The organism is Aciditerrimonas ferrireducens, from assembly GCF_023130475.1.
Lineage (GTDB): Bacteria > Actinomycetota > Acidimicrobiia > Acidimicrobiales > UBA8190 > Aciditerrimonas > Aciditerrimonas ferrireducens.
In genome coordinates this window covers 17628-33480 of the sequence record NZ_JAKHEX010000025.1, presented here as the reverse complement: position 1 = coordinate 33480, position 15853 = coordinate 17628, and the positions used below count along the sequence as shown (strand labels likewise).

General features: G+C 74.2%; 11 protein-coding genes and 1 pseudogene. 5 read left to right on the top strand and 7 right to left on the bottom strand.

What is annotated here, in order from left to right; all coding sequences use genetic code 11:
* The 3 genes and pseudogenes from Acit_RS11310 to Acit_RS11300 all read left to right on the top strand — a co-directional run.
* Positions 1–1052, top strand: a pseudogene (locus tag Acit_RS11310) (hypothetical protein); the annotation flags it as partial.
* Positions 1053–1055: 3 nt separating this feature from the next.
* Entirely contained in the window at positions 1056–2870 is a 1815-nt protein-coding gene (locus tag Acit_RS11305; RefSeq protein WP_248109119.1) for a type 1 periplasmic-binding domain-containing protein, read from the top strand.
* A 7-nt stretch (positions 2871–2877) separates the two neighbouring features.
* Positions 2878–6651: an ATP-binding cassette domain-containing protein gene (locus tag Acit_RS11300; protein WP_248109117.1), complete on the top strand. Its 3774-nt coding sequence runs from the start codon at positions 2878–2880 to the stop codon at positions 6649–6651.
* Positions 6652–6681: 30 nt separating this feature from the next.
* Here the strand turns inward: Acit_RS11300 and Acit_RS11295 are convergent, their stop codons facing one another.
* On the bottom strand, positions 6682–7794 hold the full coding sequence (locus tag Acit_RS11295) for a choice-of-anchor A family protein (RefSeq protein ID WP_248109115.1): 1113 nt from the start codon (positions 7792–7794) through the stop codon (positions 6682–6684).
* Between the two features lie 290 nt (positions 7795–8084).
* Positions 8085–9053, bottom strand: a complete 969-nt coding sequence (locus tag Acit_RS11290; protein ID WP_248109114.1) for a hypothetical protein — start codon at positions 9051–9053, stop codon at positions 8085–8087.
* 532 nt (positions 9054–9585) lie between these two features.
* On the opposite strand from Acit_RS11290, the gene Acit_RS11285 reads away from it, so the two are divergent.
* Together Acit_RS11285 and Acit_RS11280 are read left to right on the top strand one after the other, a co-directional pair.
* On the top strand, positions 9586–10653 hold the full coding sequence (locus Acit_RS11285; RefSeq protein WP_248109113.1) for an MBL fold metallo-hydrolase: 1068 nt from the start codon (positions 9586–9588) through the stop codon (positions 10651–10653).
* Between the two features lie 96 nt (positions 10654–10749).
* Positions 10750–12033, top strand: a complete 1284-nt coding sequence (locus Acit_RS11280; protein ID WP_248109111.1) for a serine hydrolase domain-containing protein — start codon at positions 10750–10752, stop codon at positions 12031–12033.
* 58 nt (positions 12034–12091) lie between these two features.
* Here Acit_RS11280 and Acit_RS11275 read toward each other — a convergent pair whose 3' ends face one another.
* The 5 genes from Acit_RS11275 to Acit_RS13715 all read right to left on the bottom strand — a co-directional run bounded on the left by Acit_RS11275 (position 12092) and on the right by Acit_RS13715 (position 15817).
* The gene (locus Acit_RS11275; RefSeq protein ID WP_248109109.1) at positions 12092–12589 is read right to left on the bottom strand and encodes a hypothetical protein; all 498 of its coding nucleotides are present in this window, start codon (positions 12587–12589) and stop codon (positions 12092–12094) included.
* 16 nt (positions 12590–12605) lie between these two features.
* Complete coding sequence (locus tag Acit_RS11270; protein ID WP_248109107.1) at positions 12606–13367, bottom strand: AIM24 family protein; 762 nt, start codon at positions 13365–13367, stop codon at positions 12606–12608.
* A gap of 179 nt (positions 13368–13546) precedes the next feature.
* Positions 13547–14314 carry a 3-oxoacyl-ACP reductase FabG gene (fabG, locus tag Acit_RS11265; protein WP_248109106.1) on the bottom strand — a complete coding sequence of 256 codons (768 nt, stop codon included), beginning with the start codon at positions 14312–14314 and terminating at the stop codon, positions 13547–13549.
* 136 nt (positions 14315–14450) lie between these two features.
* Entirely contained in the window at positions 14451–15116 is a 666-nt protein-coding gene (locus Acit_RS11260) for a DsbA family oxidoreductase (RefSeq protein ID WP_248109105.1), read from the bottom strand.
* A complete protein-coding gene (locus tag Acit_RS13715; RefSeq protein WP_312710532.1) occupies positions 15113–15817 on the bottom strand; it encodes a TetR/AcrR family transcriptional regulator in 705 nt (234 codons plus the stop codon). Before Acit_RS13715 ends, Acit_RS11260 begins: the two co-directional genes overlap by 4 nt.
* Between the last annotated feature and the right edge of the window lie 36 nt (positions 15818–15853).

The window sequence follows — 15853 nt, the reverse complement described above, 5'->3', positions numbered from 1 at the left end:
CCATCCCCGGGTCCGCCGGGGTCGGCGTCGGGGTCCAGCAGGCCGCCACCACGCCGGAACCCGCGGGCACCGCCACCACCACCCTCGCCGCCTTCTCGGTGCCCGGGGTCCTCCAGGTCGGCAGCGGCGTGGCCAGCGCCCACGTCGCCTTCGTCGGCGGGGACGTCCGCCAGGCCACGGCCAGCGTCCAGCTCTCGAGCCTCTCGCTCCTCGGGGGCCTCGTGGTCCTCGACGGGCTGGAGTGGACCGTCGAGCAGGAGAGCGGCGCCAGCCAGCTCGCCACCGGCTCGTTCCACCTCGGCGGGGTCCAGGTCGCCGGGGTGCCCTTGCCGAACCCCCCGGCCCTGCCGGCCAGCGACCTGCTCGGGCCCCTCGACCAGGCCCTCGGACCGACCGGGCTCGGCGTGCAGTGGCCGACCACCCAGGTCGACCAGGCCCAGGGCACCGTCCAGGAGACCCCCCTGGTCGTCCAGCTCAGCAACTCGGCCCTCGGCCGGCAGCTCGTCGGACCGCTGCTCGGGCCGAGCGAGACCGTCCGCGACGCCATCCAGCAAGCCCTGCTCGGCGTGTCGTGCACCTTCGGCACCGAGCTGACCCTCGGGGACATCGGCATCGGGATCCTGGCCGGGGCAGGCAGCCTCACCCTGGCCTTCGGGGGGGTCCAGGCCGGCACCACCGACCAGGTCGCCACCAACCCCTTCGCCGTGGACCTCGGCGGGACGAGCGGCTTCGGTGCGACGAGCACGGCCGGCGGGGGCCCGGGCGGCGGCCCCGCCGCCGGCCTCCTCGGTGGGGGCGGGACAGGCGGGCTCGGGACCGGTGGCGCCGCGGGGGTCCCGGCCACCGGGTCCGCCGGCGCTGCGGGCGCGGCCAGCGGCCCGGCCTCGGCGTTGCGGGTCACGAGCACCGTGGCCTGCCAGAGCCTGGCCGGGGGGCGCTGCGGCACGGACCACGCCCTGCCCGCGGCCCTCGGGGCCCTCGGGGTACTCGGGGTCGTGGCCGGGTGGGACGTCGTCCGGCTACGACGCCGGCCGGGGCTGCGGGGAGGGTGAGCCATGGGCACGCTGGGACGATCCGAGCAGGGGGGTGCCCACGGGGCGTTCGCCAAGCTGCGCCTGCCCCGGGACCCCGCCGTGCGGCACCTGCTGAAGGGCTACGGGCCCCTCGTGGTCGGCGTGGTGGCGTTCCTGCTCATGGCGGTCCTCGTGCCGAGCGTGGCCCCGACCGAGGAGGTCGTGACGAAGACGACCGCCGGTGCCCCCGGGGCGGTGGCGAACGGCGCGCCCGGGTCGGCGAGCAGCGCCCGCGCCGGCGCGACCGGCGGTACCGGCGCGACGGGCGGGAGCGGTGCCGGCGCCTCGAACGCCGGGGGGTCGGCCGGGGCGCCCGGCGGGGTGGGTGCCGGGGGGAGCGCCACGGTGGTGAGCGACGGCTCGGGCCGCCCGGTGACCGGCGGAACCCTGGCCGACAACTGCCCCGGGGGGAGCCGCCAGGTGGCCGGGGACCCCTACTCGCCGCCGTGCATCGACTTCTCGGGGAACAACGGGGGGGCCACCTCGCAGGGCGTGACCGGGAGCACCATCACCCTCTCCTACCGGATCACCTCGGACGCCACGAGCTTCCAGCAGCAGCTGGCGGCCATCGGCGGGGCCACGTTCTCCTTCACCACCGCCGACATCGAGCAGACCATTCGGGGCCTCGAGCAGTACTTCAACAGCCACTACCAGTTCTACGGCCGCAAGATCCACGTCGTCTTCTTCCAGGGCCAGGGCTCGGAGACGAACGAGCTGCTCGGCGAGGGCCAGGCGCAGGCGGACGCCGACGCCATCACCGCCGCCCAGCAGATCCACGCCTTCGGGGAGCTGAACGGCACCACCGAGCCCTACGACGCCGCCCTGGCCCAGCAGCACGTCATCGCCTTCGGGGCGCCGTACCTCTCGGCGCAGTGGATGGCCGCTCGGTCCCCTTATGAGTGGAGCGTGGACACCGAGTGCAACGACGTGGCCACCACCGCCTCGGAGTTCGGGGTGAAGGAGCTCTCCGGCCCGGCCCAGTACGCCGGGGGGTCCCTCAAGGGCCAGCCCCGCAAGTACGCGGTGATCGCCCCGGACAACCCCTGGTACCAGCAGTGCGCCAACGCGGCCATCGCCTACGCCGAGGCCCACGGGCAGCACATCACCGACGACATCCAGTACCAGCTGGACCTCTCGACCCTCTCGAGCCAGGCGGCCTCGGTCATCGCCAAGCTGCAGGACGACGGGGTCACCACCATCTACTGCGGCTGCGACCCCATCTTCCCCATCTACCTGACCGCCCGGGCGGCCGAGCAGGACTACTTCCCGGAGTGGGTGGTGGTCGGCGTGGCCCTCACCGACACCGACATCGTCGGGCAGCTCTTCGACCAGCAGGAGTGGGCCCACGCCTTCGGCGTCTCCTACAACGGCCCGACCCTGCCGGCCCAGGACACCTTGGGCTGGGCGGCCTACGAGGAGGCCACCGGCCAGCCGCCCCCCGCCGCCGAGGAGGTGAACCTCATCTACGAGCAGATGCTCGAGATCGCCATCGGCATCCAGATGGCCGGGCCCGACCTGACCCCGCAGACCTTCAAGGAAGGGCTGCGGGCCTACCCGGGGTCGGTCCGCGGCGCCCCGAACGCCCAGTTCGGCACCTGGGGGTTCCCGCCGGGCACCTACACGCCCGAACGCGACTCGGTCATCATCTCGTGGAACCCCAACAAGATCTCCGTCTACAACGGCAAGTGCGGGGCCTACCAGATCGACAGCCCCCGATACCTGCCCGGGCAGTACCCCTCGGGACCCCCGCCCCTGCCCGCCGGGTTCCCCTTCACCCCCGGGCAGTGCAGCTCGTGAGGCGGCCGTGAGGACCCTCGCCGCGGGGCGTCTCCGGGCCGCCTTCGGGGACGGCCGGACGCTGCGGGCCCTGGCCGGCCTGGCCGGTGCCCTCGTCCTGGCCGTCGTGGTGGCCAACGCCCTGCCCCGCGTCGCCCCCGGCGGGGTGCTGCTCGAGGGGGCGGAGTACGGGGCGGTCGAGGGCCTTCTGGCCATGGGCCTGGTCCTCACCTACCGGGCCAGCCGCATCGTGAACTTCGCGTATGGGGCCATGGGCTCGTTGGCGGCCACCGCCGGGGTCGAGCTGTTCCTGGCCGACCACGTGAACTGGCTGGCCTGCCTGGTGCTGGCCGTGCTCTTCGGCGGCCTGGTCGGCCTCGGGGTCGACGCCGTGCTGCGACGCTTCACCGACGCGCCCCGCCTGGTGGTGACCGTGGCCACCATCGGCCTCGCCCAAGGCCTCGGCGGCCTGCAGCTGCTCCTGCCCCGCTGGATCGGCGGTCCGACCCTGATCGGTGGGTTCTCCACCTTCTTGTCCCGGGCCCACGTGGAGGTCTTCCCGGTCCTCTTCACCGGCAACGACCTCGTCATCGCCCTGGCGGTGCCCCTCGTGCTCCTTGGTCTGAGCGTCTTCCTGCTCCGGACCGACGCCGGGGCGGCCATCCGGGCGGTGGCAGACAACCGTGACCGGGCCCTCCTGCTCGGCATCCCGGTGCGCCGGCTCACCACCCTCGTCTGGGTCATCGCCGGCGGCGTCGCGGCGCTCACCACCGTGGTCAGCGCCCCGTCCCAGGGGCTGGTCCTCTCGGCCGCGGCGGGCCCCGACCTCCTCCTGCCGGCCCTGGCCGCGGCCGTGGTGGCCCGCATGGAGCGCCTGCCCCAGGCCTTCTGGGCTGGGGTGGGCCTCGGGGTGGTCACCGAGGTGGTCCAGTTCAACGTCTCCGAGCAGGCGGTCGCCGACGTCGTGCTGCTCGGCGTCATCCTCGTGGCCCTACTCCTGCAGCGACCCAGCCGCAGCCGGGCGGTCGGCGAGGAGACCTGGAGCGCCGCCGGGGTGAGCCGCCCGATCCCGAGCGCCCTGCGCCACCTCCCCGAGGTGCAGGCCGCCCGCTGGTTGCTCGGCGCCCTGGCGGTCGGCGGGGCCCTGGCCCTCCCCTTCGTCCTCGGGCCCGGGGCCGAGCTGGAAGTGGCCGTGGGCTGCGCCTTCGGCATGGTGGCCGTGTCCCTCGTGGTCCTCTCGGGCTGGGCAGGCAGCGTGAGCCTCGGGCAGTTCGCCATCGCCGGCATCGGCGGGGTGGTGGCCGGGGACCTCATCGAGAAGGCGAACGCGGACCTCTTCCTCGCCCTGGCCGCCGCGGGGGCGGCCGGCGCGGTGCTGGCCGTCGTGGTCGGCCTGCCGGCCCTGCGGATCCGGGGGATCTTCCTGGCGGTCTCGACCCTCGCCCTGGCCGTGGCCGTGAACGCGTACTTCTTGAACCCCACGAACTTCTCGGCCGAGATCCCCCAGAGCTTCCTCCGGCCGGTCCTCTGGGACCGGGTGAACCTGGCCGACGGTCGGGCCTTCGCCGAGTTCTGCCTGGTGCTCCTCGGCCTCACCGTGGCCTTCGTGGCCGGGCTCCGCCGAGCCCGGGCCGGGCGGGTCCTGGTGGCGACCCGCGACAACGAGCGGGCGGCGGCCGCCATGGCGGTGCCGACCGTGCGGGCCAAGCTGGCCGCCTTCGTCCTGGCCGGCGTGGTCGCCGGGGTCGCCGGCGGGCTCTACGCCCTCGGGCTGCGCGCCGTCGGCTTCGACACCTACGACCCCTCCCTCAGCCTCCTCGTGTTCTCCATGGCGGTCATCGGCGGCCTCGGGTCCATCGGCGGCGCGCTCCTCGGGGTCGGGGTGATCGAGCTGGCCTCGGCCCTCTTCCCCACCTACCAGCTCGAGATCGCCGGCTTCGGCCTCCTCGTCCTGCTCCTCGTGCTCCCCGGCGGCCTCGCCGAGGCCCTGACCCGCCTCCGAGACCGCCTGCTGCGCCTCGTGGCCCACCGCCGAGGCCTGGAGGTCCCGACCCTGACCGCCGACCGGGCCCCCACCGGCGCCGACCAGGCGGCCGGGGAGGAGCTGGCACCGGCGCTCCGGGACGCTTCCCCGCGGGGGCGGGGCGCGGCGCTGCCCGTCGCCCCCCTGGCCGGGCCGGGCACCGAGCCGGCCCTTCTGTGCCGGGAGGTCGAGGTCGCCTACGGCCAGGTCCAGGTGCTCTTCGGCGTGGACCTGGAGGTCGGCGAGGGGGAGCTCGTGGCCCTGCTCGGGACGAACGGGGCGGGCAAGTCGACCCTGTTGAAGGCGGTCGCCGGGCTGGCCCGGGTGCAGGGCGGGGAGGTCCGCCTGGGCGGCCGGCGGGTGACGAACCGTCCCGCCGGGGCCCTGGCCGAGCTCGGGGTCCGGCTCATGCCCGGGGGCCGGGGGGTGTTCCCGTCGCTGAGCGTCGAGGAGAACCTCCGCCTGGGCGGCTGGCTGGCCCGCCGGGACCCCGGCGCCCTGCGCGCCGCCCGCCAACGGGTCCTGGCCCTCTTCCCGGTGCTCGCCACCCGCCTCCACCAGGAGGCCGGCAGCCTCTCGGGCGGGGAGCAGCAGATGCTCTCTCTGGCCATGGCCCTCATGGTGCGGCCCCGGGTGCTGCTCCTCGACGAGCTCTCCCTGGGCCTCGCCCCCACCGTCGTCGGTCAGCTCCTCGAGGTCGTCCGGCTGCTGCACGCTGAAGGGGTCACGGTGGTGGTGGTCGAGCAGTCCGTCAACGTCGCCCTGGAGCTGGCCGAGCGGGCGGTGTTCCTCGAGAAGGGGGAGGTCCGCTTCAGCGGCCCGACCGCCGAGCTCCTCGCCCGCCCCGACGTCCTCCGCTCGGTCTTCCTGGCCGGCGCCGAGGCGGCCCTCGCCGGCGAGGACACCGCGGTCCGCGCCCCCGAGGGGCGCGTCGGCGACGACGAGCAGGCCGCCGAGCCGCTCGGGCCGCCGGTGCTCGAGGTCCGGGGCGCCACGAAACGCTTCGGGGGTGTGGTGGCGGTGAACGGGGTCGACCTGACCCTGCACGACGGCGAGGTGCTGGGCCTCATCGGCCACAACGGGGCGGGCAAGACCACCCTGCTGGACCTCGTCACCGGGCTGCTGCCCTTGGACGAGGGCCGGGTGGTGCTCGGCGGGGTGGACATCGGGGCCTGGCCGGCCCACCAGCGGGCCCTGGCCGGCCTGGGCCGGACCTTCCAGGACGCCCGGCTCTACCCGGCCCTGACCGTCGCCGAGACCATCGCCGTGGCCCGCGAACGCCACCTGCGCTCCCGGGCCCTCGTGGCCGCCGGGCTCCGGCTCCCGGCCTCCTCGGACGCCGAGCTGACGGTGGCGGCGGACGTGGCCCGCCTCGTGGAAGCCCTGGGCCTCGGGGCCTACGCCGAGAAGCTCGTCGGGGAGCTGTCCACGGGCACCCGGCGGATCGTCGAGCTGGCCTGCGTGCTCGCCCAGGACCCCGCCGTGCTGCTCCTCGACGAGCCCTCAGGGGGCGTCGCCCAGCGGGAGACCGAGGCCCTCGGCCCCCTGCTCCGCCGAGTCCAGCAGGAGACCGGCTGCGCGGTGCTCGTCATCGAGCACGACATGCCCCTCCTGCGGGGCCTCTGCGACCGGCTCGTGGCCCTCGAGCTCGGCGGGGTCATCGCCGAGGGCACCCCCGAGGAGGTCCTCGCCCATCCCCGGGTCGTCGAGTCCTACCTCGGCACCGACCAGGCCGCCATCGCCCGCTCGGGAGCCACGGCCGCCAAGGCTCCGGCCTGAGGCCTCAGGCGGCGGACCCGGCCGACGTGCTCAGGCGACGGGCCCGGTCGAGGCCCCGACGGCCCGCCGACGCCGACGGCGGTCCACGAGGAGCAGGCTGCCCCCGACGACCCCCAGCATCCCGGCCAGGGTCGCGCCCCCCACGGCACCGACCGGGACGGTGCTCGTCCGTTTCGGCAAGGGCAGGCACCCGTCGAAGAGCTGGTCGTGCACCTCGCTGCCTTGGCTGTAGGCGGCGGACCCACCCACGATGACGTTCCCGTGGTACTCGCCGCTGCCCAGGGTCAGGTCGGCCTTCGGGGCCAGGATCGAGCCCAGCCAGTTCAGGCCCCTGGCGTAGCTGATGCTCCTCGCGTCGGGGAAGTTCCAGAGGACCGTCTCCCCGGCGTTCGCCGCCTGGGACCCGTTCACCGAGACGTAGGCCAGGTGGTCGAAGGAAACCGTGCTGCCCGACACGTTCACCACCACCGTCGACCCTGGCGTCACGGTGATCACCACGCCGGCCGCGTCCTGGAGCTGGCTGGCACTCAGGTCGAAGACGTTCGGGCTCCGACCCCCGGGGCCCTCGGTGAGCGCCAGGGCCCCGCCGGGCGCCGAGCCGACCGTGTCGAAGCTCGGCTGGGGCAGGGCGGCGAGGGAGCTGCTCACCTGGTCGATGTGCCCGAGCGCGGTGCTGAACGAGAACGGCTTCCCAGCTCCGACCTTCTGGAACTTGCCCGGTGCGACGCCCGACTCGTCCCGGGTGCCCCGGTAGTCGGCGACGTGGTTCCCCGCGATCGAGCCGCGCTTGAAGGTCAGGTTCCCGCCGGCCACCAGCGTCGCCCCGTCCACCGCCGGGTCGTTGCCCGAGTCGACCCTGAACGAGGAGACCGTCACGTTCCCCCCCGCGGCGAGGGTGCCGACGATGTCCCCGCTCTGTGCTGTGAACCCGCCCCCGGCGAAGAGGTTGAACGCCCCGGCGATGCCCAGGGTCTGGCAGCCGGAGTACGCCGGGTCGATCGCCGCCCCGGTCCCGGCCCCGCTCCCGAGGCTCGCCGCGCTCAGCCCCCCGAGGCCGAGGGCCCCGACGCTCAAGGCCACTCCCAGGCGCCGGGTGACCCCCCACCCGAACCGTCGGCCCCATCGGTCACCCTGCGTGAGCATCATTGTGTCAGTGTGCCACGCGTGGGCAGCGTTGTCGAGGGGTTGTGCCGGTCGATCGAGTTGTTGGGTCGAAGGGGCGGGCCGGACCCCGAGGTCGCTGAGCCGATGGCTGCCGGCCCGGCGCCGAGGCCTCGTCAGGCTACCGGCTGGTGCGGCAACCCTTCGGGGGGTGCCGCCGTCGACGGCGGTCGAACACGAGCACCGTGCCTCCGGCCACCCCTAGCACGCCGGCCAAGGTGGCGCCCCCCACCGTCCCGACCGGGATGGCGCTCCTTGACCCCGGTGCGCAGCTACCCGAGGTGTTCGTCGTCGGCTCGCACTGCTGGTGGAAGGGCGGGGAGAGTCCCAGCCCTCCGGTCTCCGCGACGATGAGCTCCCCAACGGCACCCGTCGTGACTGGCCAGTGATACGACGCGGCGACCAGATCCGCGGAGATCCCAGGAGAAGAGCTCGGGTTGGAAGCCCTCCAGCTCGTTCACGAGCTCGAAGGCCTCGGTGGGTGTCACGGCCCCGTAGCCGACCATCCAGGCCTGGGCGACAGCATCCGGGTACTTCGTCGTCGCCACGTTCGAGACGTTCGGCGCACCGCTCTCCGGGACGGCCCAGTCGAAGCTCCCTTGCGTGGCGTTCCACATGTCCTTCTGGATGCCGGTTCCGAGCCTTTCCGCTGCGGTCCTCGCCCTCGTTGCTGCTTCGCTGTCACCGGCAATGCCGAAGAGCCTGGCAGCGGCGAGCAGTCCGCCGTCGTCCTCGGCGTTGTCCATGGCCAGCGCCGCGGTGTAGGTGGGTGTCGCGAAGAAGAGCCCGCTGGCCTGCTGGGTGGAGAGCAGGGCGTCGAGGGCGGTCGTCGCCGCACCGACCACCCAGCTGTCGGCTCGAGGGATGGTGCCTCCCCCGGCCTCGACGGTCTCATAAGCCCCCAGGAGGAACAGGGCGGCGTAGGAGTCCGTCGAGTTGTAATGCCCCGTCGGCTCTGCGCCGGTTCCCGAGGGGTAGGGAACGTTGAAGTCGTCGACGTAGCCGGTGCTCGGCTGCTCGTGGCGTGCGTAGAAATCGAGCATCTTCCAGGCATCGCTCAGGTACGCCTGATCACCGGTCACTGCCGCCGCCCGGGCCAGGCCCATGACGGCGTAGTCCGACACGTACGGGGTCACGTACGCCGACGTGTTGCCCGCGGGGACCGGGGCCTCGGGGATGGCCCCATCGCTCAGCTGGGTCGAGGCGATCCAGTTCGCCTGGGCACGGATGGTCTGATCCACCGTGAGGGTCCCCACCAGCAGGGACGGGCGCGAGCCGGATGACCCGCCGCGGCCGAGACGCCGGTCGAGGCCCGCTGTGGCCGTCGTCACCGCCGCCGTCAGCTGCGCGCACCGCATCCCTTGGCCGCCTTCTCGGTCCTCGGGACGCTTCGGCCTGGTGCTCGACCCGCTCGCGCCATCTCAGTCTGCCGCGGCAGTGTCCCTGCGCGCTGTGCCGCTGCGAGCAGCCATCCCCGAGCTCTCGCAGGTCGAGCCGGCCGAGGCGACGCCAGCAGCCCAGCCGGGGGCTCCGAGGGGGACGAGCCCGCTCATGCCGAGCGCTCCGACGCTGCAGGCGAGGGCGACGCCCCGAGTCAAGCCCCACCCAGCTGCCCCACCTCTGTGCCCACATAGCGTCAGCATCGTTGTGCAACTGTGACACGAGCCGGCGAGGTTGTCGAGGGTCTTCAGGGTCGAGGTTCCCGACGGGACGACAGCGGCTCCGTAGGCTGCGGAGGCGGCGAGGGACGTGCGCCGCGAGAGGGGAGGGGCTATGTGTCAGGAGCACGGGGCGGCCAGTGTGAGCTCGCTCGCGGCGCCCGCCGAGCTGTTCTGGGAGGTGCCGGTCCCCGAGGGGCTGCGGCTCGCCCCGGTGGACCGGCTCACGGTGCGGGTCGTGCTGGACAACGCGGTGGACGCCCTGGCCGACCAGCCCGGAGTGCGGCGGGTCCGGCAGAACCGCTCCCTCGTCCAGCCGGTGCCGACCTTCGAGGGCGGGGTGGGGCCCGACGGGCTCGTGGCCGAGCACGGCTACGCCTGCTGGGTCGAGGTCGAGCGGGCCGGGCGGACCCGGACCCTGCTGTTCGACACCGGCGTGAGCCCCCGCGGGGCGGCAAGCAACCTCCGCCGGCTGGGCCTCGACCCCGGGGCCATCGAAGCGGTGGTGCTGAGCCACGGCCACTACGACCACACGGGGGGCCTCGCTGGCCTGGCCGAGGCGCTCGGCGGACGCACCGGGCTGCCCCTCGTCCTCCACCCCGACGGCTGGCGTCGCCGGCGGCTCAGCGTGCCGGGCGAGGAGCCCATGGAGCTGCCCACCCCGAGTCGCTCCGCCATCGAAGGACTCGGCTTCGAGGTGCTCGAGGGTCCCGACCCCAGCCTGTTGCTCGACGGCTCGGTCCTGCTCACCGGCGAGGTGGCCCGCACGAGCGGCTTCGAACCCGGCTTGCCCGGGCAGGAGGCGTTCGTGCGCGGGCATTGGGAGGACGATCGGCTCACGGCCGACGACCAGGCCCTCGTGGTGGACGTCGCCGGGCGGGGCCTGGTCGTGGTGACCGGCTGCGGCCACGCCGGTGTGGTGAACCTCTGCCGCTTCGCCCAGCGTCTCGCCGGGGACCGCCCGCTGTACGGGGTGATCGGCGGTTTCCACCTCGGTGGCCCGGTCTTCGCCCCCCTGCTGCCCCGGGTGCTCGACGAGCTGGCCGGGCTGGCTCCCGCGGTGCTCGTGCCGGGCCACTGCACCGGCTGGCGAGCCCAACAGGCCCTCGCCGCCCGCTTCCCCGACGCGGTCGTCCAAAGCGTCGTCGGCACCGAGGTCACCTGCAGCGCCCCGGCGTCCTGAGCGCTTCCGGGGGTCGGGCTGCCCGCCAGCTGTGCCCGGCGGCGCGCCCTCCGCTACCGTCCACTCGGGAGGAAGCGGCGGCACGAGGGGGTCGGCATGGTCGAGCAGCGCCAGGACCTGGGGGACGCCGGGGCGGCTGACGGGCCGGTGCGGGGCTGGACGGCGCCCGGCTGGGAACCGGTCGCCGACGCGTTCGGGCAGAACTTCGCCGAGGGACTCGAGGTCGGCGCGGCCTTCGCCTGCTACCACCGGGGCCGCAAGGTGGTGGACCTCTGGGGCGGCCTCGCCGATCCCCGGACGGGGCGGCCCTGGGACGAGGACACCGTGGCCCTCGTCTTCTCCACCACCAAGGGCTGGACGTCCCTCTGCGCCCACCTCCTCGCTCAGGACGGTCGGCTCGACCTCCAGGCCCCGGTGGCCCGGTACTGGCCCGAGTTCGCCCAGGCCGGCAAGGGGCAGGTGACGGTGGCCGACCTCCTGGCCCACCGGGCCGGGCTGGCCTGGGTGGACACCCCGATGACCCTCGACGAGGCCCTGGCGTGGGACCCGGTCTGCGAGGCCCTGGCCCGCCAGGCCCCGGCCTGGCCCCCGGGCAGCGCCCACGGCTACCACGCCACCACCTTCGGCTGGCTCGTCGGCGAAGTCATCCGCCGGGTGGCCGGCCAGCGGATCGGCCCGTTCCTCCAGGACCGGGTCAGCCGACCCCTCGGGGCCCGGGCCTGGATCGGCCTGCCCGAGGCCGAGGAGCCGAAGGTGGCCCGCCTGGTCTCGGCCCTCGATCCCGAGGCGGCGCCAGCGACCCCTGGCGCGTCCGGGGGCGGGGCCGCCCCGGACCCGGAGCTGGAGGCCATGGTGGCCCTGGCCGGCGAGTACCTGGCCCCCGACGGGCCTCTCACGAAGGCCCTCCAGGCCCCCGGCGGCGCCCTGGCCGAGCCGGGGATCTGGAACCGTCCCGAGGTCCACCGGGCGGAGATCCCCGCAGCGAACGGCATCTGCGACGCCCGCTCCCTCGCCCAGCTCTACAGCGCCTGCTGCACGGAGACCGAGACGGCCACGGGCGGGCGCCTCCGGCTCCTGCGCCCCGAGCAGCTCAAGGCTGCCCTCGTCCAGCAGACCACGGGGCCCGATCGGGTCCTCCTCGGCCTCGACATCCAGTGGGGGCTCGGGTTCATGCTCCACACCGGCGTCATCGCGGAAGCCCGCATGGGCGGGCCCCGGTCCTTCGGCCACTTCGGGGCCGGCGGGTCGGTCGGGTGGGCCGACCCCGACCGGGAACTGGCCCTCGGCTACGTCATGAACCGCATGAGCCTCGGGGCCACGGGGGACGTCCGCAGCGCCCGCCTCGCCCAGGCCGCCCTGCGCTGCGCCGAGGCCAGCTAAACCCGCCAGCGAAACCCGAGGCGGATCGCCAGGGGCGAGCCGCGCTCGAGCGCGGGCCTCAGGGCTCGGGGTTCTCTGCGGGGTTCTCGGCGTCCTGGTCGGACGCGTAGGTGGCCTTGGGGAGCGGTCCGCCGCTCGGGGCGAACCCGGGGGCGGGGCCCGGCTCGGTCGAGGGGGTGCCTGGCGAGGGAGCGGGGCTCGGGGCGGGAGGGGTGCCGCCGGCCCCGGCGGGCACGTAGTTCCCCGTGTCCCCCGGCGGGGGCACGGCCCGGGTGACCGTGATCGGTCCGTTCGCCGCCTCGAAGGCCCGGAGCTGGTCGAGCAGCGAGGCCATCCGCTGGTGTCCCTGCTCGTCGAGGCGGCCGGCCTGATCGAGGTACGCGAGACCCCCGAGCTCGAGCAAGAGCTGGTCCGCTTGTTTCTTCGCCTGGAACTGCTCGAGGCGTTGCTGACCGAGACGAGCCTGTTCTTGGGCCTTGTCCGCCAGAGTGCCGGCCTGGGTCTTCAAGCGGTCGACCGTCTCGTTCAGCTTGCCGAGGCGATCCTTGAGTGCCATCACCGACTCCCTTCGCTCACCGGCCGAGGATGCTGCCGAGCATGCCGCCCACCGCTCCGCCTGCGACCGCGTCGGAGGTGCCGTCGCCGAGGTAGGGCCGGAGGGCGGCGGCGAGGATCGGCAGGGGCATGGACTGGAGCCAGACCTGGCCGGGGCCGGTCAGGACGACGACCCAGTGGCCGTCCCCGCCGGCCCATCGGTTCACGATGCCCGGCACCCGACTGACCTGGAACTGGACGGTCTCGCTGAACGCCCCGACGTGCCCGGGGTGGACGACGAGCTGCTGGCCGGGGGCCAGCTGGTAGGTGGTGAGCTCGCCCGAGAGCTCGATCCACGCCGTGCCCTCCCCTTCGAGGCGCTGGAGGACGAACCCCTCGCCGCCGAAGACCATGCCTCCAAGGCTCTGCTGGAAGGCCATGGTGGGCACGATCCCCGGGGTGCCGCACAGCCAGCCGTGCCGGTGCACGAGGTAGGCCTGTTGGGGCCCGACGGTGAGGGGCACGATGTGGCCGGGCAGCTTGGCCGCGAAAACCACGAGGCCGGTGCCCTCGGCAGGTTCGAACCGGGTCAGCAGGAGGCTCCCCCCGCCCACCACCCGCTTCAGACCGGCCATCAGCCCGCCGCCCTGCCCGGCGGTGCCGCCGGTCGTGGTGGTCTGGGTCATGCGCATGTTGGCCGACATCCACGACAGCTCGCCGCGGTCGCTGATGAGCGACTCCCCCGGTTCGAGCAGGACTTCGAGCACCGGCATGGTGCCGCCTTTGACCTCAGCCTGCACGGGGCCCCCTTTTCATACCCGCTGCGACGACCGCGGCAGCGACCCGCAGCGGGAGCGTAGCCCTCGAAGCGGCCATCCGCTCGGCCGCCTGGACGCGCCAGGGCCCCGGCGCGTGGTCCGGGGCCCTGCGACACCGCCCGCCAGCGGTGCCAATCGGCTCGAGTCGAGCCGTCCTCAGCTCAGACGTTCGGGCCGCCGCTCACGTAGAGGATCTGGCCGTTCACGAACCCCGAGCGCTCGTCGACGAAGAAGGCGACGGCCTGGGCCACGTCCTCGGGTTCGCCGACCCGGCGCACCGGGATGTTCTGCGAGGCGGCCTGCTTCATCTGCTCGAAGGTGATGCCCAGGCGCTCGGCGGTGGCCTCGGTCATGGCCGTGGCGATGAAGCCCGGGGCGATGGCGTTGACCGTGATGCCGAAGGGCCCGAGCTCGATGGCCAGAGTCCGGGTGAAGCCCTGGAGACCGGCCTTGGCCGCCGAGTAGTTCGCCTGGCCCCGGTTGCCGAGGGCCGAGGTGCTCGAGAGGTTCACGATGCGGCCCCACTTGGCCTCCACCATGTACTTCTGGGTGGCCTTGCTCATGAGGAAGGCCCCCCGCAGGTGGACGGCCATGACCCGGTCCCAGTCCTCCAGGGACATCTTGAAGAGCAAGTTGTCCCGGGTGATGCCGGCGTTGTTCACCAGGACCAGCGGCGGGCCCAGCTGCTCGGCCACCTTGGCCACCGACTGCTCCACGGCGTCGGGGTCCGAGACGTCGACCCCCACCCCCAGGCCTCGGCGCCCGGCGGCCTCGACGGCCGCCACGGTGTCCTTCGTCTGGGCCTCGTCGAGGTCGAAGACGGCGACGTCGAACCCCTCCTGGGCGAGCCGCTTGGCGACCCCCGCCCCGATCCCCCGGGCGGCGCCGGTCACGATGGCCGCCCTGGTCCCACCTTGCGTGGTGCTCATGACCAGTTCCTCTCCCTCTTCCGTGGTCTCCCACCGGACGAGGTCGGCCCGTCCGGCTCCGGGGCGTTCTTAGCCAGCCGGACCGACCAGCGGCAACTCCCGAGGGCCCGACCAGCCCGGGTCGTCGCAGGCGAGCTCAGGACCGGGGTGGCGCGCCCAGGGCGCCGCTGAGCCAGGCGGCCAGCCGCTCGGGGTGCAGGGCGGCCTGCAGACCCTCGGGGGACCGCCGGAGTTGGAGGGTGGGGCAGAAGGCCTCGGCCTGGCCGGCGAAGAAGTGGGGCGATCCCCGCACCCCCCGGGCCAGGCCGTCCTGGTACTCGGCGGCCACCAAGGCCCGGGCCCGCTCGGGTTCGGGCAGGGCCAGGCCGAAACGCTCGGCGAGGGGGGCCAGGACCGCCGGGTCCCCGATGTCGGCGCCCTCCTCGAAGAGGGCCTCGCGCAGCGCCAGGGCCACCGCCTCGCCGAGGGCCGGGCCGGCCTGGGCGGCCACCACCCCGAGGGCCAGGGCCGGGATCGAGGTGGTCGGGAAACCCTCGACCCGGAGCCCCCCGAACCGGTCCGGGGCGACCTGGTCCCGCAGCTCGGTTGCTTCCTGGACGACCTTCTCGGGGTCCTGGGGCCGACCGTTCACCAGCTCGAGCGGCCAGGCCCGGACCAGGAGGTCGAAGGCCAGGCCCTTCTCGGCCCGGACCCGCTGAGCCTGGAGCAGGCCCAGGTAGGCGAAGGGGCACCAGATATCGGCGAAGACCTCCACCACTGCTCGCCGAGCGGCGGGCGCCGGGAACGTGGGGGCCTGGCTCACGGCGCGTCGACCGGGGCCCTCTCGCCGAGGGGTTCGAGGGCCGCGTGGAACACCGAGGCCACCTCGGCCCCGTAGCGCTCGACCGCGTCGACGCCGAGCTGGACCACGGACATGAGCAGGGACAGCATGATGGTGACGATCCCGTTGCCGACCAGCTCGGGGTCCAGGTCTGCCCGGACCCGGCCTCGGAGCTGCTCGTCCCGCAGGCGCTCCACGGCGGCCTTGCGGACCTCGGCCAGGGCCGGGATCTCGAGGACCCGGGCCGTCACGTCGGGCTCCAGGCCGGCCAGCAGGCGCCGGGCCAGGGGGTGACCGTCGAGCTCGGCCACCACGGACCACACGAGGGTCTGGGCCCAGTCCTCGACGCTCGGGTCCACGATGGTCTCGAGCAGGCCCTGGCGGATGACCGAGGCGGCGTCCTCGTCGACCGCGGCGAGGAACAGGTCTTCCTTGTTGGCGAAGTAGGCGTAGGCCAGGGTCCCGCTCACCCCGGCGTCCCGGGCGATGTCGGCCACCGAGGTGGCCCGGAAGCCGTCGCGCCCGAAGCGCTCGATGGCCGCCCGCAGGATGGCTCGTCGCGTCTGCTCGCCCTTCGCCGAACGCGCCGTCCCGGCGCGGCCCGCCGATCCGAGGGCAGACTCCTGCCGGGTCGGTGCCGCCGACGACTCGGCCCCAGCCCGCCTCGACCGTGCCTGCACCACGCCCCGACTCTAGCAGAACGCTCATTGAGGAGTTGA

Bases quoted from the DNA above. Each gene is read 5' to 3' on its own strand.
- Acit_RS11305 (WP_248109119.1), top strand. From the start codon at position 1,056: ATGGGCACGCTGGGACGATCCGAGCAGGGGGGTGCCCACGGGGCGTTC.
- Acit_RS11295 (WP_248109115.1), bottom strand. From the start codon at position 7,794: ATGCTCACGCAGGGTGACCGATGGGGCCGACGGTTCGGGTGGGGGGTC.
- Acit_RS11285 (WP_248109113.1), top strand. From the start codon at position 9,586: ATGTGTCAGGAGCACGGGGCGGCCAGTGTGAGCTCGCTCGCGGCGCCC.
- Acit_RS11280 (WP_248109111.1), top strand. From the start codon at position 10,750: ATGGTCGAGCAGCGCCAGGACCTGGGGGACGCCGGGGCGGCTGACGGG.
- Acit_RS11275 (WP_248109109.1), bottom strand. From the start codon at position 12,589: ATGGCACTCAAGGATCGCCTCGGCAAGCTGAACGAGACGGTCGACCGC.
- fabG (WP_248109106.1), bottom strand. From the start codon at position 14,314: ATGAGCACCACGCAAGGTGGGACCAGGGCGGCCATCGTGACCGGCGCC.